General features: G+C 66.9%; 21 protein-coding genes. 14 read left to right on the plus strand and 7 right to left on the minus strand.

Going from position 1 to position 25462, the window contains the following annotated elements:
* Positions 1–139: 139 nt before the first annotated feature.
* From MKW15_RS07105 to MKW15_RS07115, 3 genes are read right to left on the minus strand one after another with little or no spacing between them, the layout of a single operon-like run.
* Entirely contained in the window at positions 140–913 is a 774-nt protein-coding gene (locus tag MKW15_RS07105) for a heme ABC transporter ATP-binding protein (protein WP_240856891.1), read from the minus strand.
* Positions 910–2004, minus strand: a complete 1095-nt coding sequence (locus MKW15_RS07110) for a FecCD family ABC transporter permease (RefSeq protein WP_240856892.1) — start codon at positions 2002–2004, stop codon at positions 910–912. Before MKW15_RS07110 ends, MKW15_RS07105 begins: the two co-directional genes overlap by 4 nt.
* The gene (locus tag MKW15_RS07115; protein WP_240856893.1) at positions 2001–3044 is read right to left on the minus strand and encodes a heme/hemin ABC transporter substrate-binding protein; all 1044 of its coding nucleotides are present in this window, start codon (positions 3042–3044) and stop codon (positions 2001–2003) included. Before MKW15_RS07115 ends, MKW15_RS07110 begins: the two co-directional genes overlap by 4 nt.
* 140 nt (positions 3045–3184) lie before the next feature.
* On the opposite strand from MKW15_RS07115, the gene map reads away from it, so the two are divergent.
* Both map and MKW15_RS07125 read left to right on the plus strand, forming a co-directional pair.
* The gene (map, locus tag MKW15_RS07120) at positions 3185–4048 is read left to right on the plus strand and encodes a type I methionyl aminopeptidase (protein WP_240856894.1); all 864 of its coding nucleotides are present in this window, start codon (positions 3185–3187) and stop codon (positions 4046–4048) included.
* A 148-nt stretch (positions 4049–4196) separates the two neighbouring features.
* A complete protein-coding gene (locus MKW15_RS07125) occupies positions 4197–5012 on the plus strand; it encodes a hypothetical protein (protein WP_240856895.1) in 816 nt (271 codons plus the stop codon).
* A 45-nt stretch (positions 5013–5057) separates the two neighbouring features.
* Here MKW15_RS07125 and MKW15_RS07130 read toward each other — a convergent pair whose 3' ends face one another.
* Positions 5058–7271 carry a protein kinase domain-containing protein gene (locus MKW15_RS07130; RefSeq protein WP_240856896.1) on the minus strand — a complete coding sequence of 738 codons (2214 nt, stop codon included), beginning with the start codon at positions 7269–7271 and terminating at the stop codon, positions 5058–5060.
* Between the two features lie 157 nt (positions 7272–7428).
* Here MKW15_RS07130 and MKW15_RS07135 point away from each other — a divergent pair, with 157 nt between their 5' ends.
* A complete protein-coding gene (locus MKW15_RS07135) occupies positions 7429–8949 on the plus strand; it encodes a cobyric acid synthase (protein ID WP_240857027.1) in 1521 nt (506 codons plus the stop codon).
* Positions 8950–9013: 64 nt separating this feature from the next.
* On the plus strand, positions 9014–9838 hold the full coding sequence (locus tag MKW15_RS07140; RefSeq protein ID WP_374246621.1) for an alpha/beta fold hydrolase: 825 nt from the start codon (positions 9014–9016) through the stop codon (positions 9836–9838).
* A gap of 289 nt (positions 9839–10127) precedes the next feature.
* Here MKW15_RS07140 and MKW15_RS07145 read toward each other — a convergent pair whose 3' ends face one another.
* Complete coding sequence (locus MKW15_RS07145; protein ID WP_240856897.1) at positions 10128–11534, minus strand: mycothione reductase; 1407 nt, start codon at positions 11532–11534, stop codon at positions 10128–10130.
* A complete protein-coding gene (locus tag MKW15_RS07150; protein WP_240856898.1) occupies positions 11531–12571 on the minus strand; it encodes an alpha/beta hydrolase in 1041 nt (346 codons plus the stop codon). Before MKW15_RS07150 ends, MKW15_RS07145 begins: the two co-directional genes overlap by 4 nt.
* Before the next feature lie 147 nt (positions 12572–12718).
* On the opposite strand from MKW15_RS07150, the gene mqo reads away from it, so the two are divergent.
* Genes mqo through MKW15_RS07180 form a run of 6 tightly spaced genes read left to right on the plus strand, consistent with a single transcriptional unit; the run spans position 12719 to position 20422 of the window.
* On the plus strand, positions 12719–14254 hold the full coding sequence (gene mqo, locus MKW15_RS07155; protein ID WP_240856899.1) for a malate dehydrogenase (quinone): 1536 nt from the start codon (positions 12719–12721) through the stop codon (positions 14252–14254).
* A gap of 46 nt (positions 14255–14300) precedes the next feature.
* Complete coding sequence (locus tag MKW15_RS07160) at positions 14301–14765, plus strand: GNAT family N-acetyltransferase (RefSeq protein WP_240856900.1); 465 nt, start codon at positions 14301–14303, stop codon at positions 14763–14765.
* Positions 14762–16693, plus strand: a complete 1932-nt coding sequence (locus MKW15_RS07165; protein WP_240856901.1) for a VWA domain-containing protein — start codon at positions 14762–14764, stop codon at positions 16691–16693. Before MKW15_RS07160 ends, MKW15_RS07165 begins: the two co-directional genes overlap by 4 nt.
* 27 nt (positions 16694–16720) lie before the next feature.
* The gene (cobO, locus tag MKW15_RS07170; RefSeq protein ID WP_240856902.1) at positions 16721–17338 is read left to right on the plus strand and encodes a cob(I)yrinic acid a,c-diamide adenosyltransferase; all 618 of its coding nucleotides are present in this window, start codon (positions 16721–16723) and stop codon (positions 17336–17338) included.
* A gap of 10 nt (positions 17339–17348) precedes the next feature.
* A complete protein-coding gene (locus tag MKW15_RS07175) occupies positions 17349–18764 on the plus strand; it encodes a cobyrinate a,c-diamide synthase (protein ID WP_240856903.1) in 1416 nt (471 codons plus the stop codon).
* Positions 18765–18775: 11 nt separating this feature from the next.
* Positions 18776–20422, plus strand: a complete 1647-nt coding sequence (locus tag MKW15_RS07180; protein WP_240856904.1) for a GAF domain-containing sensor histidine kinase — start codon at positions 18776–18778, stop codon at positions 20420–20422.
* Between the two features lie 5 nt (positions 20423–20427).
* Here MKW15_RS07180 and MKW15_RS07185 read toward each other — a convergent pair whose 3' ends face one another.
* A complete protein-coding gene (locus MKW15_RS07185; RefSeq protein WP_240856905.1) occupies positions 20428–21099 on the minus strand; it encodes a response regulator transcription factor in 672 nt (223 codons plus the stop codon).
* A 144-nt stretch (positions 21100–21243) separates the two neighbouring features.
* Here MKW15_RS07185 and MKW15_RS07190 point away from each other — a divergent pair, with 144 nt between their 5' ends.
* From MKW15_RS07190 to MKW15_RS07205, 4 genes are all read left to right on the plus strand, one after another.
* Positions 21244–22239, plus strand: coding sequence for an acyl-ACP desaturase (locus tag MKW15_RS07190; RefSeq protein ID WP_240856906.1), 996 nt, complete (start codon positions 21244–21246; stop codon positions 22237–22239).
* Entirely contained in the window at positions 22236–22586 is a 351-nt protein-coding gene (locus tag MKW15_RS07195; RefSeq protein ID WP_240856907.1) for a hypothetical protein, read from the plus strand. The genes MKW15_RS07190 and MKW15_RS07195 overlap by 4 nt, the downstream gene beginning before the upstream one ends.
* Positions 22587–22614: 28 nt before the next feature.
* Positions 22615–23859 (plus strand): uroporphyrinogen-III C-methyltransferase, encoded by a 1245-nt coding sequence (gene cobA / locus MKW15_RS07200; protein WP_240856908.1) that lies wholly within the window; start codon positions 22615–22617, stop codon positions 23857–23859.
* Between the two features lie 75 nt (positions 23860–23934).
* Positions 23935–25449, plus strand: coding sequence for a DHA2 family efflux MFS transporter permease subunit (locus tag MKW15_RS07205; RefSeq protein ID WP_240856909.1), 1515 nt, complete (start codon positions 23935–23937; stop codon positions 25447–25449).
* The last annotated feature ends 13 nt before the right edge of the window (positions 25450–25462 follow it).

Genomic DNA, 25462 nt, shown 5'->3' on the forward strand with positions numbered 1-25462 from the left:
GGGAAGAAGTTTCTTCCGCGAGGTTCGGAGTCGTCCCCCAGAAAATTCGCGGGGAGGACTCCAAGGGTAGGAGACGAGTTTTCTTACCCGCGGTTTCTCGCGACGAGTGCGGATTCTGAGCACCTCGGCCGGTCCGGCCTCACCGATGCGGAAGGACCAGCAGCCGACCGTCGTGCTCGATGACCTCGACCGGATGATCGTAGGTCTCCGTGAGCAATTCGGGCGTCATCACCTCGCGTGTCGGGCCGGCGGCGAGCAACTTGCCCTCCTTCATGACCGCGACCCGGTCGGCGTAGGCGGCCGCGAGCGACAGGTCGTGGACGACGAGGAGTACCGCGGCACCGTCGTCGCGGTGCGCGCGCAGGATGTCGAGAACCTGCTCTTGATGCCGGATGTCGAGGGCCGCGGTCGGTTCGTCCAGCATCATCACCGGGGTGTCCTGGGCGACGGCGCGGGCGAGCGACACCCGGGCCTGCTGGCCGCCGGACAACTGCGAGAAGGGCCGATCGGCGACGTCGGTGAGGTCGCAGCGTCGCATCGCGTCGTCGATGATCTCTGGAGAGCGGGCCGCATCGGGGGTGCGCAGCCACGGGTAGCGACCCATCTCGACCACCTCGGCCACGGTGAACGGCGTGTCCGCGCGATTCTGTTGAGTGACCAGTGATCGATGACGGGCCAACTCCCGCATCGGGATCGAGCCGATCGCGATCCCGTCGATCCACACCTGTCCACGGCGCAGCGCGCGCGTGCCGGACAGCACCGACAGCAGGGTCGACTTGCCGCAGCCGTTGGGGCCGACGAGCGCGACCAACTCTCCCGGGTGGACATGCAGCGACACCTCGCGCACCACGTCTCGACCACCGAGTTCGACGGACACGTCCTGCGCCAGGATCCCCGTCGTGTCGGGGCTCACCAGCCCGCTCCGGCGTGCCGGCTGCGCCGCAACAGGACGAAGAACACCGGGCCGCCGATCAGCGCCGTGAACACCCCGATCGGCAGTTCGCCTACTCCGGGAGCCGCACGCGCCGCGAGGTCGGCGGCGGTGATGACGAGCGCTCCGCCGATCACGCTGGTGGGCAACAAGATCGAATGTCGAGGACCGACTATGAGCCGCATCACGTGGGGGACCACGAGACCCACGAACATGATGATGCCCGCGAACGCCACCGCAGCGGCGGTCAGGATGGCGACCAGCACGATCGCCTGACGTCGGACCAATTCCACGTTCACACCGAGCGAGGCGGCCTGGATCTCGCCCAGCGCAAGCAGATCCAGCTTGTGGACGAGGATCATCGACGCGGCGATGCCGGCGACGATCAGGGGTGCCGACACCCACACTTCGTTCCAGCCCTTGCCGCTGAGTGAGCCCAGTTGCCAGAACACGATCTGCTCGCGCTGTTCGGTGCTCGCCACCGAGGTGAGGTAGGCGATGATGCCGAGTGCGAACGCGTTGACCGCAATGCCGGTCAGTATCAACATGATTGCCGACGACGAGCCGTCCCGCAGCGAGAGGATGTAGATGGCGAATGCGGTGAAGAGACCGAAGACGAACGCGGCGCCGGCGATTGCCCAGTTGGCGGAGAGGGTCCCTTCGCCCACGGTGGTTCCGCCGGTCATGACGATCATCAGGCACGCGCCGACCGCGGCTCCCGACGAGACGCCGATGATGCCGGGTTCGGCCAGGGGATTCGCGAGCACGCCCTGCAGGAGACAACCGCCTGCACCCAGCGCGGCCCCGACCAGCAGCCCCAGGACGATGCGTGGGAAGCGGACGTTCCAGAGGGCGGCCTCGCCCAGCGGATGGCTCGGCAGTGGCCCGACGTCGAGGTAGAAGTGGTGCAGCAGCGACCCCAGGACTTCCGACGGCGGTACCACGACCTGCCCGGTGCCCGCCGACACGAGAACCAGGATCGCGGTGATGAGCAGCATGGCCGCGACCACCACCACATTGCGGGTGCGGTGTCGCGATCGGGTCGTGGGCGGTGTCGTCGTCGGCGCACTCATGTGTAGATCGCCCGTGCCAATGCGGCGACGACCTCGCCGACCTCCGGTCCGAACGCGAGGATCTTGGTCTGGTCCATCTGCACGACGCGACGATGACGGCCGGCGTCGGTTTCCGCGATACCCGGCAGGGCGAGAACACCGTCCGGTCCGCCGACGGTCGCGGCGCCTTCGGTCATCACCAGGATCACATTGGGATTCGCCGCGAGCATGACCTCCGCGTTCACCTGCGTCAGCGGTTCGTCGATGTGTGCGTGTTCGGCGGCGTCGCGTCCGCCGACGGCGGCGATCAAGTCGTCGGCACCGGAACCCGGACCGAGCAGGTACAGGATCGCGGGTCCGCGAATGTAGATGAAGGCCATCACCGGATCCCCGGACGGTGAAGGCACCAGTCGTCGGGCTGCTGCCAACTCGGAATTGGTGCGTGCGTTGAGGAGTTCGCCTTCCCGGGGCACACCGAGCGCGGTCGCGACCGCACGGGTGAGCGCGTTGTTGGACGCGAGATTGCGCGCACCGGGAAACACCACGACCGTCACACCCGAACTGCGAATCTGATCCACCGCGGTCTGCGGCAGGGTGGCGTCGGTGACCAGCAGGATCGTCGGGGCCAGCGCGAGAACGGATTCCGCGTTCAGGGTGTGTCCGCGGTTGGTCACGACCGGCAGTCGCAGCGCCGATGGAAAAGCGGTCGACGTGTCCCGACCCACCACGTGCGAGCCCAGGCCCAGCGAGAACACGAGGGTGCCCAGCGTGCCATTGCGGTCGACCGCGATGATCCGGCTGACGTCGGTCACCGTGACCTTGCCGTAGCGCAGCGAATCGACCGTCACCGGTAGTCGCGCCGGCGGATCGGTGGCGATCGGTTCCACGTCGTCGGACGGGAGGGTCGCCGTCTGCGGACCATCACGCAGATGTTCGGCCGGGGCCACCGATGTCGGCGCCTGCTCGATCGGTGCGACAAAGCAACCTGTCGCGGTGATCGCCACGAATGCGAGCGCGACGAGCACCGCAGTCGCTCGCACGAGAGTGCCGATCCGGCCCATGGTGTCCTTCGCCCTCCGATGCGGTGTCGTTGCTATTGCGGTGTCGTTGTTACTGTCACCTTAGTGAGTGCGGTGTTGTCACCTTCGTCGTGGCCGCGCCGCCGACCGTCGCCCGTCGGCTCTCACATAAACTGGTTCCCATGTCTGTCCGCGCCCCGTTGAAGCCCGGTGTCGTCTCGCCGACCCTGTCGGTACCCGAATCGATCGAACGTCCCGAGTACGCGTGGAAAGCGACCGTCAACGAGGGCCACGAGCCGTGGGTCCAGACGCCGGAGACCATCGAGAAGGTGCGGATCGCCAGCAGGATTGCCGCCAACGCGCTGGCCGAGGCCGGTAAGGCCGTCGCTCCGGGGGTCACCACCGACGAGCTCGACCGGATCGCTCACGAGTACATGATCGATCACGGTGCGTACCCGTCGACCCTGGGCTACAAGGGCTTCCCGAAATCGTGCTGCACATCACTGAATGAGGTGATCTGCCACGGCATCCCGGATTCGACGGTCATCGCCGACGGCGACATCGTCAACATCGACGTCACCGCCTACATCGACGGCGCGCACGGCGACACCAATGCGACCTTCCTCGCCGGCGACGTATCCCAGGAGGCCGCCGATCTCGTCGAGCGCACCCGTATCGCCACCGAACGCGCGATCAAGGCGGTGAAACCGGGTCGAGAGCTCAACGTGATCGGCCGGGTGATCGAGTCGTACGCGAATCGGTTCGGCTATAACGTGGTTCGCGACTTCACCGGGCACGGCATCGGCGAGACCTTCCACAACGGCCTCGTCGTCCTGCACTACGACGAGCCCAACGTCGACACCGTGATCGAACCCGGCATGGTCTTCACGATCGAGCCGATGATCAACCTGGGCGCGCTGCCCTGGGAGCTGTGGGACGACGGCTGGACCGTGGTGACCGCCGACCGGCGGTGGACCGCGCAATTCGAGCACACGCTGGTCGTCACCGACCAGGGAGCCGAGATCCTCACCCTGCCCGACGCCTGACGGTCGGGGGTCCGTGCAGCGCGGATTGTGCGTTCCGGCGTGCATCCCTGCCGCCGACTGAGCACATTCTCGCCCGCCGCCGGGTGTCGCGCGCCTATTCTGTGTCCGAATCCGTTCCGTCACAGCGAAGAGACGAGAGGTCGAGGCCATGGGTGCTACCGAGGTTCAGACGGCACGGCGGTCACCGAACCGGCGAGGTTGTGGCCGGACTCCGAAGACGATCGCCGGCATCGCCGTGTCGGTCGGAATGGTCCTGACGATCGGCGCCTGCGGTGACGATTCATCCGACGCGGGCTCGCCCGCATCCGGTTCGACCAGCGCAACCTCGACCGCTTCGACAACCACGACGACGGCTGTGCTGCCGACCGCGACGGCCGCCCAGCTCGTGCTGCCGGAAGCGGATTTCCCACCACTCGCCGGCGGGAAGTTCTCGCTGGAGACCGGCCCCGACGATGACGACAGCGACATCACCGTCGACAACCCGGAATGCCAGGACTTCGTCAAGAACAACGATCGAGACGAGCCGGGGGTCGACAGGGCCGAACGCAAGATCGAGGCAGACATCAGCGGTGGCGGCGACCAAAGCTACACCGCGGGTGTCAAGAAGAGCATCGACCTCGACTACACCGACAACTTCGCGAGGATCTTGGCCACCTGCGCAGCGTTCGGGGTGACCATCCGCGACGACGGCAAGGACATCCCGGCGAGAGTGACCATGGAGCGGATCACCTTGCCCGGTATCACCAGCCCCTACAACGCGGTGCGCATGGTCGTGACCGTCGTTCAGGGAACCACCACGGTGTCCGTCGTGAACCAACTGTTGCTCGGTGTCGAGCGGGGTACCTCCTTCAAGGCCGGGTATGGCCTCACCAGCACCACCGGGCCGACGGTGGGTCCCGATGTGAACACCAACCTCGTACGGATGTTCGTCGCGCAGCGCGCCCGGATCGCGGCGGCCCAGTAGGGCGTCAGTACCCGTCGGCACCATTACACGTCGGGCCAGGCTCGGTCAGGGCAAGGTGACCTTGACCGGCGTCTGGATGGTTTCGGTGGTTCCGTTGCCGACTTGGCCGTCGCCGTTGAGGCCCCAGCAGTAGAGATCGTCACCCGAGATGGCGCACACCGTGGCACTGCTGATGGACACTGCCGTGACGTTGTCGACGCCGTCGACTCGCGCAGGCGTGCCGTCGGTGGCCGCACTGCGATTACCCCAGCAATACGCCGACGAACTCGCCGCGGAGCAACCCGAGTAGGCGGCGGCGGACACATCGGTGGCTCCGCTCACGGCGATCTTTGTGGGTGTCAGCCGGTTGGTCTTGGTTCCGTCGCCGAGCTCGCCGTCGCTGTTGGAGCCCCAGCAGTAGACGTCACCGCCCGACACCGCGCACGACGAGTACAGGCTCGTCCCGATCGAAGTCGCCGTGGTCAGCCCCGACACCCTCGTCGGTGTGTAGCGATTGGCGGTGGTGCCATCGCCGACCTGCCCCTTGTCGTTGTTACCCCAGCAATACGGGGCTCCGCCGGCAATGGCGCAGGTGGTCGTGTGTTCGGTGTCGATGTCGGTGACGTCGGAGATACCGGCCACCAGGGTCGGCGTGGACACCGATGCGGTGTTGCCGGTGCCGACCTGCCCGTCTATGTTGTTGCGCCAGCAGTATGCTTTCGCATCGCTGATCGCGCAGATGGTGAGGCCCGCGGAGATCTTCGTGACCGTTCCCAGGCCAGTGATCGGTGTCGGACTGGTTGCCGAGCGTCCCTCGCCGATCCCGTAACCCCAGCAGTAGGCCTGGCCGCCTGCCACCGCACAGGTGGTACCCAGGCCACCCACGCTCACCTGGGTGGCGTTGCTGATGCCCGGCACGCGGGTGGGCACGGTGCGGTTTGTGGTGGTGCCGTCGCCGACCGCCCCGTATTCGTTGTTGCCCCAGCAATAGACGTTGCCCAGTTTCACCGCGCACGTGGTGTCGCCGCCGGCCGCGACACTCTGTAGTACCCCCGATGCGGGAGCCGCGGAACTCGACGTGGACTCGGTCGATTCACCGGCCGTTGTGGTGGTCGAATCGTCATCGTTTCCGCCGGTCAGCGCGACGGTGGTCCCGATGATCGCCCCGAGGACGACGAGCACGCCGATCACTGCAGCGACGATCAGACCGTAGCGGCGGCCGGACGAGGGGCCCGGTGGCATGCCGGGCTGCGGCCCGATGCCCTGGTAGTAGTTCGGCGGCGGACCGGTGAGACCGTATCCCGGATAGGGCCCGTTGACCGGCTGCATGGCGGTTGGTGGTCGGCCCGACGGCGTGAATGGGCCGGGGTGTGGTCCGGACGGTCCTTGCCGTGGGGGCGAGGTCGATGGCGGCTGCGGGGGTGTGGGTGCAGCGACACGGGTGACGTCCGGGGATGCTGTCGCGACCGCACGTGCCAACGCCGCGGCGAAATCCGAGCAGGAGGCGTAGCGGTCTTCGGGCCGCTTCGCCAGCGCTCGTGCGAACACCGGGTCGAGCCAGGCGAGGGACGGATTCTGTGCACTCAGGCGAGGTATGCCGCCGGACAGATGCCCGGTGATCAAGGTCGCCGGAGTGTCCCCGGCAACCGGTTGCCGGCCGGTCAGCAATTGGAAAGCCGTGCAGGCCAGCGCGTATTGGTCCGAGGCCGGCCCGGCGTCGACGCCGGTCAGCAGCTCCGGCGACGCGTACGCGAGAGTGCCGATGAACAGATTGGTCGCCGTCATCTTCGCCGAGTCGATCAGGCGGGCGATCCCGAAGTCGAGCACTGTGACCCGCGAGATCCGACCAGACTGGTCCCTGCGCACCAAAATGTTGGCGGGTTTGATGTCCCGGTGGATCACGCCGCGGCCATGGGCGTAGTCGAGGGCCTCGGCGACCTTGGTGACAATCGTCGACACGTCCGCGGGCGGCAGGGCGGGGCTGGCGTTGAGGTCGCTGCCCTCGAGGTAACTCATCGAGAACCATGGGCTACCGTTCTCGACGCCGTAGGTGTAGAGCGTCACGATTCCCGGATGGTCCAGCGCTGCCGCTGTACGGGCCTCGTTGCCGAACCGTTCGTGGAAGGTGGGGTCGGTGGGGTTGGCCGAGATGATCTTGAGGGCTTCGAGACGGCCCAGGGACAGATGTTCGGCGAGGTAGACCTGCCCCATCCCGCCCTCGCCGAGTAGGCGGATGATGCGATATCCGGCGAATCGAGCACCGGGTTGCAAGGCAACCACGCTTCACCCCCTACCTGCTAGTTGGGCAGCTCACCCCGAACCGCGCCCGTGGCCACACGATAGCGTGTGGGTGAAATCCCATGCCAAGCCGCGGTGCCGGTGACGACACGCGAGTCGCTCGCCGTACCCTGGCGTCGTGACAGGACTGCGCGGTGCGATGCTCGTCGGTGGGACGAGCAGCGACGCCGGGAAGAGCCTGGTCGTCGCAGGTCTGTGCCGGGCGCTGAACCGACTCGGCGTCCGCGTGGCGCCGTTCAAGGCGCAGAACATGTCCAACAACTCTGTGGTCACCCCGGACGGGGGTGAGATCGGCCGAGCCCAAGCACTACAGGCATTTGCGTGTGGCCTGGAACCGTCGACCCGATTCAACCCCGTCCTGCTGAAGCCGGGAGGCGATCGCCGCTCGCACGTGGTGCTGCGCGGACAACCTGCGGGCGAAGTGGGTGCTGCGGACTACGTGCGTTGGCGGGGACGTCTCGCCGACGTGGTCGCCGACGAGTTCGAGTCGCTGCGACGTGACTTCGACGTCGTGATCGCCGAGGGGGCAGGTTCGGTCGCCGAGATCAACCTGCGTCGCACCGACATCGCCAATTTTGGTCTGGCACAACGGCATCGGCTTCCGGTTCTGCTCGTCACCGATATCGATCGGGGCGGTTCGCTGGCCCACCTGTTCGGCACGACGGCGATCCTCGACCCGGCTGATCAGGCACTGATCACCGCCTTTGTCGTCAACAAGTTCCGCGGGGATCCCTTGATACTCGAACCCGGACTCGAGCGCCTGCGGGAACTGACCGGCCGGAGCACCCTCGGTGTGCTTCCGTATGCCAACGATCTGTGGCTCGACGCCGAGGACTCGCTCAACGCGCCGGTCGGTCGACGCGTCGGACCGCTCGACGAGATCGCCTCGGGTGGCCCAGAACGATTGTCGGTGGCGGCGATCAGGTTGCCGCGAATCTCGAACTCCACCGATGTGGAGGCCCTCGCGTGTGAACGAGGAGTGGATGTGACCTGGGTCGACGACCCGGGAAGCGTGTATGCCGCCGACCTGGTGGTGTTGCCCGGGACCCGCGCCACGGTCTCCGACCTGGGCTGGTTGACGGCGCGGGGCATCGGCGACGCCCTGGTGGCGCGCGTCCGGCGGGGTGCTCCGATCGTGGCGATCTGCGGCGGGTTTCAGATGCTGGCCCGCAGCATCGACGATCCGGTCGAGTCCGGTGCCGGACGAGTCGACGGTCTGGGCATCCTCGACCTCGACGTGACATTCGACTCGGGGAAGACGCTGCGACGGGTCGCCGGCGCCGTGGACGGGCACCGTGTCGAGGGCTATGAGATCCATCACGGACGAATCGTGGGCTCCACCGAAGACGTGTGGCTCGTCGACGACGTCCACGGAGGAGAGGGTGCCACGCGCGGAGCGGTCCGTGGGACCCACTGGCACGGACTCCTTGCCAACAACGATTTCCGCCGTGACCTGCTGCGACGCGTCGCAGCAGAGGCCGGTAAGCCCGGGTTCGAGCCTGCGCCCGACATCGATGTCGGCGCCATCCGGCAGGCGCAGGTCGACTTGATGGCTGATCTGATCACCGCCAACATCGACATGTCCGCGGTCGTGGACATCATCGCCGACGGCCCGCCGGTGATGCCGACGATCACCCATCGCCTGGAACCGTCCGAATGACCACGACCGGTTTGGGCACCGAGTGTCACCGCAGTTGTCGTATCGGTCACCTATCGTGGGGCGGGTGGAGACAGAACTGCGGTCGGTGACCGTCGGAGACCTCACCTTCGATGTCCGCATCGGCGGACCGGACCGGGGACCCTGGGTGCTGCTGCTACACGGGTTTCCGGTCAACGGCTCGTGCTACGACGCGGTGGTACCGAGGCTGCACGAATCGGGCCTGCGGACCATCGTCCCCGATCAGCGCGGCTACAGCCCGGGTGCGCGCCCCGACGACGTCGATGCCTACCGGATGAAGCACATCGTGTCCGATGCCGTCGGCCTGCTCGACGCGCTCGAGGTGAGCTACGCGATCCTCGTCGGACACGACTTCGGGGGTGTCGTCGCCTGGCATCTGGCGGCCAACCATCCGGATCGGTTCACCGGCCTGGTGGCGGTGTCGATGGGCCATCCGAGCGCGATGCGGGAGGCGGTGAAGGACGGCGATCAGCGTGAGAGATCGTCCTACATCAAGGAATTCGTCACCGAAGGCATCGAGGACAAATTCCTCGCCAAGGGCGGTGCTTGGCTGCAGCAGTTGGGTGTGAGTGCCGAGGAGATACCTCCGCTGCGCGAGCCGGGCGCGATGACCGCGGCGGTCAACTGGTACCGCGCCAACCTCGTGTCGGACATCTCCGCCAACATGTCCTGCGGTCCGGTCGAGATCCCGACCACCCTGGTGTGGAGCGACAGCGACCCGTCGATCGGCCGAGGGCCGGCCACCGGGTCGGCGCGCTACGTCTACTCCGAGTTCCGGTTCTGCGAACTCCCCGACGTCGACCACTGGGTTCCGCAGAATGCCGCGCCCGCCCTCGCCAGCGAGATCGCATTGCGGTCGGCGGTGTTCTGAATTAGCCGAGCTCGGTGACCAACCGCTGAACTGGGGAAATGCGCCAGCGTCCTGCCCGCAAAATCTAGGGGAAGAACTTCTTCCCCGGGTTTCATAGTCGTCCGCGAGAAATTTCTGGGGGAGGACACCAAGGGTAGGGGAAGAGGTTTCTTCCCCTATTTTCTTGTGGCGACGGCGATTTTCAGAAACCGCGTGTCTGGTCAGAAACCCGAGGCGCACCAGTGGTTTGTGGCCACACCTGAGGTTTCTGGCGACAAGTGCGGTTTCCGCGACCGGCTCGCGGTGCCTCTCAGATGTCGAGACCGAGCAGCGCGTTCTCGAGCACCTCGGGCATGGCGGGGTGAATCCAGTACTGGCCACGGGCCATGTCGGGTACGTGCAGACCGAAGGACATCGCCTGGATGACCGGCTGGATCACCGTCGGTGCCTGCGGTCCGATGATGTGGCAGCCCAACAGTTCTCCGGTGCCGCGTTCGGCGATCAGCTTGCAGAAGCCGGAGGTGTCCTCCATCGCCCAGCCGTAGGCCACATCGCCGTAGGCCTGCACCTTGACGGTGATGTCGCGACCCGACGCGCGAGCCTGGGCCTCGGTCATCCCGACGTACGCGATCTGCGGGTGAGTGAACACGGCCGCAGGTACGTACCGGTGGTCGAAGCTCGCCAGATCCGCTGCGTCCCAACCCTTCAGGAGGTTGGCCTGCACCACCCGTTCCTCGTGGTTGGCCACGTGTTTGAGCTGATACGGCGAGCTCACGTCGCCGAGGGTCCACACGCCACGGGCGGCGGTCCGACCGTGCTCGTCGCAGACGACCCGACCCTCGGCGTCGAGGTCGATGCCCACAGATCCGAGACCCAGCCGGTCGCCGTTGGGCTCGCGGCCGGTCGCGACCAGCAGCGCGTCGGCGTCGAGCGACGTGCCATCGTCGAGAGCGATTCGTACGCGGCCGTCGGGCAGGTTCTCGGCTCCGGCCAGTGTTGCATCGAGGTGGACGTCCCACTTGGCCGACGCCAATTCGGTGAAGCGGGTGGCGATGTCGTCGTCGAGCTTGCGCAGCAGACGCCCACTGCGGGCGATCATCGACACCCGGCTGCCCAGCGCGCCGAACACGTGCGCGAATTCGGCTGCGATGTAACCACTTCCGACGATCACCAGGTGCTCGGGTAGCTTCGGCAGCCGCATCACGTCGTTGTTGGTGTGGTAGCGGACGCCGGAATCGGCGATCGGCTGCGGGATGGTCGGGCGCGATCCCGCGGCCAGAACCACCTCGGACGCCAGTACCAGGGCGTCGGCGGTGACCAGCCGATAGCGGCCCTGGTCGTCGCGGCCGTCGAACTCGACATGCGACGAGTAGACGGTGATGTTCTCGCACCGCTGTTCGCGATACTCCCGACCGCCCGCCGAGATCGGATCGATCCGGCCGAACACCCGGTCCACGATCGCCGGCCAGTCGACGGATTCCACGCGCGAGTGCACACCGAGTCGATCGGCGTGCGTGGCGATCTCGGCGACTTCGGCGGCGTAGACGAACATCTTCGTCGGGATACAACCGACGTTGAGGCAGGTGCCGCCGTAGACGCCTTCCTCGAAGATGGCGATGGACTTCTCGGCGAACCGGTCGTCGGGGATCGAGTTGCCGCTGCCGGAGCCGATGATGGCCAGATCGACCACCTGGGTCACCGTCGTTGTCGCGGTCATGCGTTGACCCCCCGCGTCGGCTCCACGACGTGGCCGAGCCAGCCGTCCACCTCGCGGTAGGCGCATTCCCGAACCTGCGCTCGGGAGAGGAACACGTCGTGCCGTGCGCCGGGAATGGGCACCACCGAGACGCGATCGCCGAGACAGCCACTCCAGCGCGCGATGTGGCCGACGTCGACCACGACATCAGCAACGTCGACCGACTCCGAATAGCGGCGCGAGAAGTATGTTTTGTCTGATCGAAGGACCAGTGACGGCACACCCACGTCGATACCGCGATGTAGTCGGCGCTGACCGGTGCGGACGGCGTCGAGCCAGCCGAAGGTCACCGGGAATCCGCCCAGAGGCTTCACCTTGAGGTCGTAGGCCCATTCGCCGTTCACGCTCTCGTGAATGCTCTCGCCGTAGACGCCCGAGAGTTCACGCGGGATGACTCGCTTGGGCGCAACCGCGGCCACCGCCTTGATCAAAATCGTGATCGGAAGGGTCCGCAGCAGCGCGTCACCCTGCAGGTCGAACCAGGGGCTGTTGAGCAGCAGACCGTCGACACGGGCATGACGCGCGGGGTCGGAGCCGCGCAGCCGATCCAGCCAGAGGGAGGCGATGAGGCCACCGGTCGAATGCGCTGCGACGAGGATCGGTGTGTCGGCGCCCACTTCGGCGGTGATGATGTCGAGCGCCTTGTCGAGTTCTTCGTCGTACGCGTCGAGGTCGGTGGTGAAATGCGGGGTGTGCTGCTCACCGAGAGATCGTCCGCACTTGCGCAGGTCGATCGCGTAGAAGGCGTATCCGCGGTGGTGGAAGTGGTCGGCGAGAGGCTCGTGGAAGAAGTAATCCGTGAAGCCGTGGATGTAGAGGACGGCTCCTCGGGGGCGTTCTTCGGGCGGTTCGTTCGACGGTTTCCGCACGAGGGTCGCGGTGATGGGGTCCTCGCCGTCCGGGTCGGGTCCCAGTGGGATGGTGCGAAGCTGGTAGTGGTCCAGGAAACGGTCCGGCTGCCAATCGGTGCCTGGGGAAGCGGTCACGACGTCCACCATAGTGATGTCGGATCGTCGTCGGCTGTGTCGCCCAGCCCACACTTGTCCAGGTCGATTCCGATTCGGTGGGGGTGATGGGGAACAATGGCCCTAGATCGTGGAAGTGCAAGCAGTGCGTCGAACTGCAAACAGTGAAGTGGAGTCCAGGTGTCGAAACCGGTGATCAAGACTGACGTCGCGCTGGTGGGCGCGGGCATCATGAGCGCGACCCTCGGAGCGCTGATCCGGCAGTTGCAGCCCGACTGGTCGATCGCGCTCTTCGAGCGCCTCGATGCCGCCGCCGCGGAGTCCAGCGATCCGTGGAACAACGCCGGTACCGGGCACTCGGCGCTGTGTGAACTGAACTACACCCCGAAGACGGCCGACGGTGACGTCAACATCGACAAGGCGATCACCATCAATGAGCAGTTCCAGGTGTCGCGCCAGTTCTGGGCACATGCGGTCGACGAGGGCATTCTCGGCAGCCCCAGCGAGTTCATCAATCCGATCCCGCACGTCGCGTTCACCCACGGCGACGCCGGCGTCGAGTATCTGCGCAAGCGTCACGACAAGCTGTCCCGGGAAACCCTGTTCGAGGGCATGGAATTCATCGACGACCCGGCCGTCTTCTCCGACCGGCTCCCACTGATGGCCGCCGGTCGGGACTTCGCCGATCCGATCGCCCTCAACTGGTTCACCGAGGGCACCGACGTCGATTTCGGTGCGCTGACCCAGCAGCTCCTCAACTACGTCGGACAGAACGCCGACATCTTCTTCGGCCACTCGGTCACCAACCTCAGCAAGCAGTCCGACGGCAGCTGGATCGTCAAGGTCAAGAACACCCGTACCGGCGAGAAGCTCACGGTGCACGCCAAGTTCGTGTTCGTCGGAGCCGGTGGCGGCGCACTGCACCTGTTGCAGAAATCGGGCATCAAGGAGGCCAAGGGCTTCGGTGGTTTCCCGGTGTCCGGCGAGTTCTTCCGCTGCACCAACCCCGACCTGATCGGCGAGCACCAGGCCAAGGTCTACGGGCAGGCCGCCGTCGGTGCGCCGCCGATGTCGGTGCCGCACCTCGACACCCGCGTCATCAACCACAAGCCGGGACTGCTGTTCGGCCCGTACGCGGGCTGGTCGCCGAAGTTCCTGAAGAGCGGCAAGATCACCGACCTCCCGTTCTCGGTGAAGCCCAACAACCTGCTGCCGATGCTGTCGGTCGGCACCCAGGAGATGGGTCTGGTGAAGTACCTGCTCGGCGAGCTCGCCGCGAGTTTCGCCGACCGGGTCAAGACACTCTCGGAGTTCGTCCCGCGTGCCGACGGCTCCGACTGGGAGACGATCACCGCAGGTCAGCGCGTGCAGGTGATCCGCAAGACCGGTGTGGGCGGCAGCCTCGAATTCGGCACCGCCGTCGTCGCGGCGGGTGACGGCACCATCGCGGGCCTGCTCGGCGCCTCGCCGGGCGCGTCGACCGCGGTGCCTGCGATGCTGTCGGTCCTCGAGAAGTGCTTCCCGCAGGAGTACGCAGGCTGGTCGGCCAAGCTGACGACCATGATCCCGTCGTTCGGGCAGAAGCTGTCCGGCAACCGCGACCTCTATCGGGAGGTGTGGGATTGGACCAACGCCAGCCTGCAGCTCACCGACGCCCGTGGTGTGGCGGCGCCGACGACCGTGCAGGAGACCCTCGCGCCGGCCACTGCAGGCTGATCGACGCGGGTATGCGAACGCCCACGGGTGTGATAGTCACGACATCATGACCGCAGTTGGACAGGTGCACCGGAGTTGGGCCCTCGACCTCGACGTCGAGACGCTTTACCGCATCCTGCGGCTGCGGGTGGATGTCTTCGTGGTCGAACAGTCGTGTCCGTATCCCGAACTCGACGGTCGGGACCTCGAGCCGACCACCCGGCAGTTGTGGGTGGCCGACGACGACGGTGCCGTGTTGGCGACCCTGCGTCTGCTCGAGGATCCGCCCGCCTCCGATGGCGGGACCATGTTCCGGGTGGGACGGGTCTGCACCGACCGGGCATATCGCGGGCAGGGCCTCACGACGAGGCTGATGGAGACCGCGCTGGCCGAGGTCGGCGAGCGGCCGTGCCGGATCGAGGCACAGACCTATCTGACGCAGATGTACGCCACCTTCGGCTTTGTCGCCGAGGGTGACGAGTACCTGGAGGATGGCATTCCACACGTCTCGATGGTGCGTGGTGACGCATGACTGACTCGCGCGACTCAGAGTCCCGTGCGCGGTTCCCGTTCAGCGCAGTCGTCGGCCAGGAGCAGTTGAAGCTTGCGCTGATTCTTTCGGCGGTCTCGCCGGGCATCGGCGGCGTGCTGATCCGCGGCGAGAAGGGCACCGCCAAATCGACCATCGTGCGTGGTCTCGGCCCGCTCCTCTCCGACCATGCCGGCCGGGGCCGGGTGGTGGAACTGCCGATCGGCGCCACCGAGGACCGGGTGATCGGTTCGCTGGATCTGACGTCGGTGCTGCGGGATGGTCGCGCGGACTTCACACCGGGTCTGCTTGCACGCGCCGACGGCGGTGTGCTCTACATCGACGAGGTCAACCTGTTGGCCGACCATCTCGTCGACGTTTTGCTCGACGCGGCGGCGAGCGGTCGGGTCACCATCGAGCGAGATGGTGTGTCGCACACGCAATCCGCCGATTTCGTCCTGGTCGGGACGATGAATCCGGAGGAGGGTGAGCTGCGACCGCAGTTGCTCGACCGGTTCGGTCTCGCGGTAGATGTGGTGGCAGGCAAGGACATCGACGAGCGCGTGGAGGTCATCGCGCGACGCATGGCCTTCGACGCCGACCCGGAGACCTTCGTTGCCGAGCATGCCGACGACGAACATGAACTGGCCGAACGGATTTCGTCGGCACGGGCCGCGGTCGCCTCGGTTGAGCTGCCCGTCGCCGAACTACGTCGCATAGCGGGGATCTGTGCCCACCTCGAGGTCGACGGCCTGCGCGGCGACATCGTGGTCGCACGAACGGCCGCGGCGCACGCCGCGTGGCGTGGTGTCGACACCGTCGACGAGTCCGATGTGCGCGCCGCGGTGGCGCTTGCGCTCCCGCATCGTCGGCGCCGCAACCCGTTTGACGAGTCGGGGCTCACCGACGAGCAACTCGACGACGCGATGGACGCCGGCGACTCCGCAGCCGGGCCGCCCACTGATGGCCCAGACGCTGATGGTCCAGATGATGATGGTCCAGATGATGGCGGACCGGATGGGGATGGGCCGCAGGGGAATCCGCCGGAAGGCGGCACGAGCCAATCCCCTGCTCCCGAAGCCATCGACGCGCCATCCGACAGCGAATCATCGACGTCGCACAACGCTCCAGGACCCCGGTTCGGGCCTGCGACCACGCCGACCGGTCGGCGTCTGCGCACGCTGCGGGTCGAAGGGATCGGCGACGGCGAACCTGGGCGCCGCTCGCGCGCCCGCAGCCGTCGCGGCCAGACCACCCACGCCATCGACTTCGAACGGGGTCGCCCGGTGCACCTGTTCGCAACTGTGCTCAATGCGGCGGCGCGTTCGGCTCCGCGACCCCGGATCGTCGAACCCGACCTGCGCGCCGCACAGCGCGTCGGTCAGGAGTCGAACCTCGTGGTGTTTGTCGTCGACCTCAGCGGGTCGATGACCGCGCGGCGACGGCTGGCGGCGGTGTCGGAGCTGTGCGTCGACCTGCTCCGCGACTCCTACACCCGACGCGACCGGGTGGCCGTCGTCGTCGCTCGAGGTACGCAGGCGTCGTTGGTGGTTCCCCCGACCAAGTCCGTGGACATCGCCGTACGCCGACTCGCCGACGTCCGCACGGGCGGTCGGACTCCGCTCGCCGAAGGTCTGTTGATGGCGGCCGACGTGATCGAGCGATCGCGCCGCAGCGAGCCCGAGCGTCGTCCGCTGCTGGTGGTGCTCACCGATGGTCGCGCCACCGCGGGCCCCGACGCCGCCGCCCGCGCCCGCGGTGCAGCGGCGCACATCGCGCGCCGGGGTGTCGACAGCGTCGTCGTCGACTGCGAACAGGGGATGGTCCGGCTGGGTTTGGCCGCCGACCTCGCAGCGCACCTCGGTGGCGAGCTGATGGCGATCGACGAGCTGTCGCGCTCGGCGTTGCACCGATCCCACCCGGCAGCCTGATCACGCCCGCGATCGAGGAGACAGACTGTGCCACAGGGAGTTCCCGCCACCATCCCCGACGACGGCCTCACCACCCGGCAACGCCGCAACACGCCGGTACTCGCCGTGCACACCGGCGACGGCAAGGGAAAGTCCACCGCCGCATTCGGGATGGCGATGCGTGCCTGGAATGCCGGGATGCGGGTCGCGGTGTTCCAGTTCGTCAAGAGCGCGAAATGGAAGGTGGGCGAGGAGTCGGCGATGCTGGCGCTCGGGGAGGTGCACACCTCCACCGGCGCGGGTGGTCCGGTCGAGTGGCACAAGATGGGGCAGGGGTGGTCGTGGTTGCGGGCCAACACCGAGCACACCGACGACCATGCGGAGGCGGCCCGGATCGGGTGGACGGAGATCGCCCGGCGACTCGCGGCGAACGAACACGACTTCTATGTCCTCGACGAGTTCACCTACCCACTGGACTGGGGCTGGGTGGACACCGACGAGGTGATCGACGCACTCACCGCACGTCCCGACCGCCAGCATGTGGTGATCACCGGGCGTCGTGCGCCGCAGGCGTTGATGGACGCCGCTGATCTCGTCACCGAGATGCGTAAGGTACGACACCCGATGGACGCCGGGCGTAAGGGCCAGAAGGGCATCGAATGGTGAGGGCGCTTCGGTGAACGCCGGGATTCCAGCCGTGGTCATCGCCGCACCCTCATCGGGCAGCGGTAAGACGACCGTGACCACCGGACTCGTCGGTGCGCTGCGGGCCGCCGGGCATCGGGTGGCGCCGTTCAAGGTCGGGCCCGACTACATCGACCCCGGCTATCACGCGGTCGCCGCGGGTCGGGTGGGACGCAATCTCGACCCGAATCTCGTTGGGGCCGAGCTGATTGCGCCGCTGTTTGCGGCCGGGTGCGCGGGCGCGGACATCGCCGTCGTCGAAGGCGTGATGGGTCTGTTCGACGGCCGTATCGTTCTGGGTGACGACTCCGGTGACTCGGATCTGCTCGGTCGGGGTTCGACTGCGCACGTCGCCACACTGATCGGGGCCCCCGTCGTCCTCGTGGTCGACGCCGCGGGTCATAGTCAGTCCTTGTCGGCAGTGCTGCACGGATTCCTCAGCTACGAGCCGTCGGTCCGAATCGCGGGGGTGATCCTCAACCGTGTGGGGTCCGAGCGTCACGAAGCAGTTCTGCGGCAGGCATGTTCGCGCGTGGGTATGCCGGTGTTCGGTGTGCTGCGCCGTGATCCGTCCCTGGCGGTCCCGTCTCGTCACCTGGGCTTGATTCCCGCCGCCGAACGCAGCGCGGAGGCGATGGCCGCTGTCGACGCGATGGCCCGTGGAGTGGCTGCATCTCTCGATCTGCCCGCGATTGTCGCTGCGGCGCAGACTGCGTCGCCGCCGATCGTCGGGGCGTGGTCGGCGGGCGATGCGGTCGAGGCAGTCCAATCACCGGCCCGGACCCCACTGATCGCGGTGGCCGGGGGTGCAGCTTTCACCTTCGGCTATGCCGAGCACACCGAGATGCTGCGTGCCGCTGGCGCGGAGGTCGTCGGCTTCGATCCGCTGCACGACCCACTCCCGGCTGGTGCCGGGGGCGTGGTGATCGGTGGCGGATTCCCGGAAGAGCATGCAGAAGCGTTGGCGGCCAACGAGATCCTTCGTCACGGATTGCGCGACCACGTCCGCCGCGGTGGTCCTGTGCAGGCGGAATGTGCGGGCCTGCTCTACCTGTCGACCCATCTCGACGGTCATCCGATGAGCGGAGTCCTCGACATCGAGGGGCATTTCGGTCCGACGCTGACGCTCGGCTACCGAGACGCCGTCGCCGTCGGTGATTCGGTGCTGTACCGCAGCGGCGACCGCGTGACCGGCCACGAATTCCACCGCAGCCACGTCGTTGCCGTTGGTGCCGACGCCCCCGGTCCGGCGTGGGCGTGGACCGGTCCGGACGGCCGGGCATCGATGCACGGTGTCGCGACGATGGCTGTGCATGCGTCGTACCTGCACGTTCATCCGGTTGCCGTACCGCACGCGATCCGACGTTTCGTCCATGCCGCAACGATATTCAGTGCGGCCGCAGCATGAGGGACAGAAGCATGCGAGAAAGCGGTCTGCGAGAAGCGCTCGACGCCGTCGCACGCCACGGCGCCGACGACCCGACCCTGATGCGGGACCTGCTCGAAGCGGTACTCGTGGTGGGGCAGGGACTCGACCTCGACGACGCGTTGCAGCGGATCGTCGAGGTCGCGGTCGGCGTGGTCGACGCCCGCTACGGTGCGCTCGGTGTTCGCGGACCCGATGGCGACCTGAGCGCCTTTGTGTACACGGGGATCACACCGAAACAACGTGCGCAGATGGGCGACTTGCCGGTGGGCCGCGGCGTGCTCGGCGTGCTGATGGACGACCCGCACATCCTGCGCATCCCCGACCTCTCCCAACATCCTGCGTCGGTGGGTTTTCCGCCTCATCACCCGCCGATGACGACATTCCTCGGTGCGCCGATCATCATCCGTGGGGCCATCTTCGGCCGGATCTACCTCACCGAGAAGCGATCTGCATCGGAGTTCACCGAACTCGACGAGACCCTGATCGCAGTGCTTGCGGTGGCCGCGGGCATCGCGGTCGACAACTCGCGGCTGTTCGAGCGGGCGCGTACGCGTCATCGCTGGATGCAGTTGGTTGCCCGGCGCGGGTCCGAGCCGCTTGCCGGAATAGCGTTGTCGGACACGATGTCGCGCCTGTGCACCGATGTCGCCGATCTGGTCGGCGCCATCGATGTGTTCATCGTCACCGACGACGCGGGTGAAGTGGAGATCCGCGGCCACACGGGTGCGGCGATCGAACCCGACGCGTTCGCGAGTCCGTCTGCGACCTCGCTCAAAGTGCAGCGCAGCGGTGAGATCGCCCCCGCGTTGGTGCGGCGAGGTGCACAGTGGACCACGGTGCAGCCGCTGCAGCGCGCCGCCGGCGCCTTCGGCTGGATTCTGATCACCCACCACGACCGTCCTCATTGGGAGCCCGAGGAGATCGCCGGGCTCGCCGGTGTCGCCGAGGTGGCCTCGCTCGCCGTCGTCTATGCCGAACAGCAACAGGTGGCCCGCGATCTCGAGGTTCTCGAGGACCGGCATCGCATCGCACGTGACCTGCACGATCACGTCATCCAGCGACTCTTCGCGGTCGGCATGTCGGTCCAGACGCTGTTGGCGCATGCGTCGGCAGGAACATCGCCCGATCCGGAGTCGGTCAACAATCGCCTCGAGCAGATCATGACCGACCTCGATCGCACCATCGCGCAGATCCGGACGTCGATCTTCGACCTGCAGACCGTGCCCGGCCACCACGACACCTCCACGCTGCGTCGTCGGGTGCTCGACATCGTGTCCGAGCTCTCGGTGCATGCGCCCATCTCGCCGAGCGTGTCCTTCGACGGCCCAGTCGACACCGTCGTCCCCGAATCGCTTGGGCCGCACATCGATGCGGTGCTCCGCGAAGGGCTCAGCAACGCGCTCCGCCACGCCCACGCCGAGCATATCGGGGTGTCGGTGAGTGCCGACGACGTCCTCACGGTCGAGATCACCGACGACGGAGTGGGTATCGGCACCGACGTCACCTACCGCGGACTGGACAACCTGACTCGCCGGGCCGAGGAATGCGACGGGACGTTCACAGTGGTAACCACGCCCCGACACGGAAAACACAGCGGCGGAACCACGTTGACGTGGTCGGTGCCGCTGGTTGGCTGAGTGCCTCAGAGCTTCCCGTCGCGCAACTTGGTGGCCATCACCGCGACCTGGGTGCGCCGCTGCATGTCGAGTTTGGCCAGGATGCGTGAGACGTAGTTCTTGATCGTCTTCTCCGCCAGGAACATCTTCCCGGCGATCTGGCGGTTGGTCATGCCCTCGCCGATGAGGTTGAACACTTCGCGTTCTTGCGCGGTCAGTTCGGCGAGCGGATCGTGCTTTTCCTTGCCGTTGCGCAATTTGGCGAGAAGTGCGGCGGTACTGCGATCGTCGAGCAGCGAACCGCCGCGTCCGACGGTGCGGACTGCGGCCACCAGGTTGTTGCCGAGGATCTGCTTGAGCACGAAGCCCGACGCGCCGGCGAGGACCGCGGCGAGCAGGGCGTCGTCGTCGGCGTAGCTGGTCAGCATCAGACAGTGGATCGACGGTTCGGCGGCCCGGACGTCGCGGCACAGTTCGACGCCGTTGCCGTCGGGCAGGCGGACGTCGAGCACGGCGACATCCGGCTTGGTCGCCAAGATGCCGACCAGCGCCTCGCGGACGGATGCCGCCTCGCCGACCACCTTTATGTCGCCGGTGGTGCCGAGCAGATCACGCAGGCCGCGTCGAACGAGTTCGTGGTCGTCGACGAGGTACGCGCGCACGGGCCTGTCAGGGCCTGGGGAGCTGTCATCAGGCATGGCCCCGAATTTACCGGAGTCGGTGGCCAAACTCGCGACGTCGGTCCCGGTCGGTTCGGGACTTTGGGCCCACGATCGCACCACCTTTCACACCGCAGAGTGATAGCTACCCGAATCAGGCAACTCATCAGATCAGGAGTGCACGTGACCATCCTCATCGGATCACCCGAGCTCAACGATTCCGGAATGACCGGCTCGGACCTCCTCCGGGAATTGCTCCCGGTGTGCGAGACCGAGGTCGAGCGACACATGAAGATGACCAAGGACTGGCATCCGCACGACTACGTGCCGTGGGACGAGGGCCGCAACTTCGCCGCCCTGGGCGGCGACGACTGGGATCCCGAGCAGTCCAAGCTGTCCGACGTGGCGAAGGCCGCGATGATCACCAACCTGCTCACCGAGGACAACCTGCCGTCGTATCACCGCGTGATCGCCGACAACTTCAGCCTCGACGACGCGTGGGGATGGTGGGTCGGTCGGTGGACCGCGGAGGAGATGCGCCATTCCACGGTGATGCGCGACTACCTCGTGGTCACGCGCGGAGTGGACCCGGTGGAGCTCGAAGAGATCCGCATGCAGCACATGACGTCGGGCTTCAACCCGCTGCCCGAGGACGACGGTCAGCGCGACCACAGCTTCGACATGCTCTACGCCGTCAGCTATGTGAGCTTCCAGGAGCTGGCCACCCGGGTGTCGCACCGCAACACCGGCAAGGCCTGCGGTGATCCGATCGCCGACCGCATGCTGCAGCGGGTCGCGGCCGACGAGAACCTGCACATGCTCTTCTATCGCAACATCGTCGCCGGCGCGCTCGACCTGGTGCCCGATCAGACGATGGCCGCGATCTACGGGATCGTCTCGAACTTCCAGATGCCCGGCGCCACCATGCCGAACTTCCGCCGCAACGCGGTTCTGATCGCCAAGGGCGGCATCTATGATCTGCCGCAACACCTTTCGGAGGTCGTGATGCCAGTCCTGCGCAAGTGGCGGATCTTTGAACGTGACGACTTCGGTCCCCTCGGTGAGCACTACCGCGAGTTGCTCGCCGACTTCCTCGAGCAGATGAACGTGAAGGTGGAGAAGTTCGAGGCCGCGCGCGAGCGCGCACTCGAGCGGCAGCGCGCGAAGGGACTGGCATGACGATCATGGAGCCGTTGAACATCCAGGTGCTCGCCGACCTGCCCGAGGGCCCGGGGTGCGCGGGCTGCTGTGGCAGCTGCGAACAGCCGGCCGGTGGAGAACCCATCGCGGATTCCACCCCGGTGCTCGCGGGATTCGACACCGCCATCGCCATGGCGGAGGCAGCTGCCGACCACAACCCGACGTGGTGGAACGAGATCCGGGCCCGGGCCGACGACCCGAGTGCGGGCGAGTACTGCAGTTCGCTGCTGCTCGGTGCGATGCTGGAATCGTCGGCGCATCGGCTCGGTGTCCCCGTCGCCGACGTGTGGGCACACATCCGCCGGACCGGGGAGCTCCCGCTCTGAGGGGTGGTCGTCGGTAGGATCTCCTGCCATGCCCGACACCCACGACCATCCTGTGACAGGTGACGACGAGATCCGCACCCACTACCTCGTCGGACTCGACCTCACCGGCCGCAAGGTGGTGGTCGTCGGCGGTGGATCAGTGGCCCAGCGACGTCTGCCCAATCTGGTGTCGGCGGGTGCCGACGTGCACATCATCGCCATCGATCCGACGCCTGCCGTGGAGTCCTACCCGGGTGTCACGGTGCACCGTCGCGCCTACGTCGCCGGTGACCTCGACGGTGCCTGGTACGCGATGGCCTGTACCGACGATCCCGCCGTGAATGCGGCCGTGGTCGCCGAGGCCGAACAGCGTCATACCTTCTGCGTACGGGCCGACGACGCCCGGTTCGGCACCGCCGTCACGCCCGCGTCGGGCCGCCATCGAGACGTGCATTTCGGTGTGCTCGCCAGTGGCGACCACAGGTTGTCGGCGGCGTTGCGGGCCGCCATCTCGAAAGCGCTCGCCGACGGGTCCCTGACCGTCGACGACGACGCTCCGCACCCGGCCGGCGTCGCGCTGGTCGGAGGTGGTCCGGGCGACCCCGACCTCATCACCGTCCGTGGTCAACGTCTGCTGATGGAGGCCGACGTGGTGGTCGCCGACCGCCTCGCGCCCGCCGAACTACTCGCGGCGCTCGGGCCACAGGTCGAGATCATCGACGCGGCCAAGGTGCCCTACGGCCGAGCGATGAAGCAAGAGGCCATCAACGACGTCCTGGTCGCCAAGGCCCGTGAAGGGAAGTTCGTCGTCCGCCTCAAAGGCGGCGACCCCTATGTCTATGGCCGAGGTTTCGAGGAACTGCAGGCCTGTGTCGACGCGGGCGTACCGGTGACGGTCGTACCCGGTATCAGCAGTTCGATCGCGGCACCGGCCGCGGCCGGTATCCCGGTCACCCATCGTGGGGTGACCCACGAGGTCGTCATCGCCTCCGGGCACGTCCCGCCGGGACATCCGGACTCACTGATCGACTGGTCGGCGATGGCCAAGCTGCGCGGCACCCTCGTCCTGATGATGGCCGTCGAACGCGTCGAGGTGTTCGCCGACGCACTACTGGCCGGCGGACGGCCTGCGACGACACCGGTCGCGATGATCGAGAACGGGTCGCTGCCGACGCAGCGGGTGCTGCGCACCGACCTGGCGGGTGCGGGTGCGGTGGCGGCCGCCGAAGGGCTCCGACCGCCCGCAATCGTCATCGTCGGGGATGTCGCCGGATTCACCGAAGGAGCGGTCTAGTTGTCGCGGTAGGACAATCGACCAGACCAATGGGGATTGGCATATGACGCCCATCGGGCGGTAGCGTCGTCCGTTATGGCGACTTCCGGAACGTGGCATCAGACGCCCACGGCGCAACCGGAATACCGTCGTGTCTTCGGCCCCGCGATCCTCGTCCTGTCGGGTATGCAGCTCCTGATGGTGCTCGACGGCACGGTGGCCGCGTTGGCGCTGCCGCGGATCCGGGACTCGCTGTCGCTCTCGGAATCGAGCGCCAACTGGATTATCACCAGCTATGTCCTCGCCTTCGGCGGCCTGATGCTGCTCGGCGGGAGGCTTGGTGACGCATTCGGCCGCAAACGGATGTTCATCGTCGGCGTCACACTGTTCACCCTGACCTCCCTGCTGTGCGGGTTGGCGTGGAATGAGCCGAGCCTGGTGATCGGGCGTGCACTGCAGGGTGCGTCTGCGGCGATCGCGGCACCCACGGCGATGGCCTTGGTCGCCACCACCTTCGCACCCGGCAAGGCCCGGAGCCAGGCCTTCGCCATCTATGCGGCGATGACCGGTCTCGGGTCGGTGGCCGGATTGATTCTCGGCGGCGTGCTCACCGAACTGTCGTGGCGATTGGTGTTCCTGATCAACGTCCCGATCGGACTTCTCGTAGCGATCGGCGCAGTCTTCGTGCTCCGCGAATCGCAGGGAGAGCGGCTGGCGCTCGACGTGCCGGGTGCGGTGCTCGGAACGCTGGGCTGCACCCTGCTGGTACTCGCGGTCAATGAGGGGCCCAACGGCTGGACCCGACCAATCGTCGTCGGTTCGTTCGTTCTGGGTGCGCTGGCCCTGGCCGCGTTCATCGTCGTGGAGCGTCGGGCGGCCAACCCGATCCTGCCGTTCGTGCTGTTCGACAACACGAGCCGCGTGGCCGCCCTGGTCGCGATCCTGTTGGCCAGCATGATCATGATGTGTATGGCGGTGTTCATCTCCCTCTATCTGCAGGGAATCCTGAAGTACTCGCCGATCCAGAGCGGTCTGGCCGTGGTGCCGTTCGCCTTGGGGCTCGGGATTGCGGCGGCGTTCGCGTCGAAGCTGTCGTTGATGATCCAGCCGCGGTGGCTCGTGCTTGCCGGTGGCGCGGTGATCCTGTTCGGCTGCTTGTACGCATCGTCGATCGCCACCGACATGCCCGACTACTTCCCGAGCATCGGACTGCCGGTCGTGACGATCGGTTTCGGTGTGGGCCTCGCCGTGATCCCGTTGACACTGTCGGTCGTGGCGGGCGTGGGACCGAACGAGATCGGCCCGCTGACCGCGCTCGCCCAGGTCGCGCAGAACCTCGGCGGCGCGATCGGTCTGGTCGCGGTCGGTGCGATGGTGACGTCGCGTGCGCTGTCGCAGGGCGGTACCACCGGTCCGGTGGAGGCCATGAATCCGGTGCAACTGGCCGCCCAGGCCGACGGGTACGGGCTCGCGTTCGCGTGCTGCGCGGGGATCGCAGTACTTGCCGCAATCGTCGTGCTGTTCATGCGGTTCACGCCGGAGGAAGTCGCCGAGGGGCAGGCCGCTCAGGAAGCCGCTGACGCCGGCATGTCGGTCGATCCAGAGGACTGATTTCCCCGCCGCT

This window comes from Gordonia gummivorans, from assembly GCF_022513585.1.
Classification (GTDB): domain Bacteria; phylum Actinomycetota; class Actinomycetes; order Mycobacteriales; family Mycobacteriaceae; genus Gordonia.

What these genes read in the sequence shown, in the direction of transcription:
- MKW15_RS07110 (WP_240856892.1), bottom strand. Translation starts at nt 2,004, where the DNA reads ATGAGTGCGCCGACGACGACACCGCCCACGACCCGATCGCGACACCGC.
- MKW15_RS07115 (WP_240856893.1), bottom strand. Translation starts at nt 3,044, where the DNA reads ATGGGCCGGATCGGCACTCTCGTGCGAGCGACTGCGGTGCTCGTCGCG.
- map (WP_240856894.1), top strand. Translation starts at nt 3,185, where the DNA reads ATGTCTGTCCGCGCCCCGTTGAAGCCCGGTGTCGTCTCGCCGACCCTG.
- MKW15_RS07125 (WP_240856895.1), top strand. Translation starts at nt 4,197, where the DNA reads ATGGGTGCTACCGAGGTTCAGACGGCACGGCGGTCACCGAACCGGCGA.
- MKW15_RS07135 (WP_240857027.1), top strand. Translation starts at nt 7,429, where the DNA reads ATGCTCGTCGGTGGGACGAGCAGCGACGCCGGGAAGAGCCTGGTCGTC.
- MKW15_RS07145 (WP_240856897.1), bottom strand. Translation starts at nt 11,534, where the DNA reads ATGACCGCGACAACGACGGTGACCCAGGTGGTCGATCTGGCCATCATC.
- MKW15_RS07150 (WP_240856898.1), bottom strand. Translation starts at nt 12,571, where the DNA reads ATGGTGGACGTCGTGACCGCTTCCCCAGGCACCGATTGGCAGCCGGAC.
- MKW15_RS07160 (WP_240856900.1), top strand. Translation starts at nt 14,301, where the DNA reads ATGACCGCAGTTGGACAGGTGCACCGGAGTTGGGCCCTCGACCTCGAC.
- MKW15_RS07165 (WP_240856901.1), top strand. Translation starts at nt 14,762, where the DNA reads ATGACTGACTCGCGCGACTCAGAGTCCCGTGCGCGGTTCCCGTTCAGC.
- MKW15_RS07180 (WP_240856904.1), top strand. Translation starts at nt 18,776, where the DNA reads ATGCGAGAAAGCGGTCTGCGAGAAGCGCTCGACGCCGTCGCACGCCAC.
- MKW15_RS07185 (WP_240856905.1), bottom strand. Translation starts at nt 21,099, where the DNA reads ATGCCTGATGACAGCTCCCCAGGCCCTGACAGGCCCGTGCGCGCGTAC.
- MKW15_RS07195 (WP_240856907.1), top strand. Translation starts at nt 22,236, where the DNA reads ATGACGATCATGGAGCCGTTGAACATCCAGGTGCTCGCCGACCTGCCC.
- cobA (WP_240856908.1), top strand. Translation starts at nt 22,615, where the DNA reads ATGCCCGACACCCACGACCATCCTGTGACAGGTGACGACGAGATCCGC.
- MKW15_RS07205 (WP_240856909.1), top strand. Translation starts at nt 23,935, where the DNA reads ATGGCGACTTCCGGAACGTGGCATCAGACGCCCACGGCGCAACCGGAA.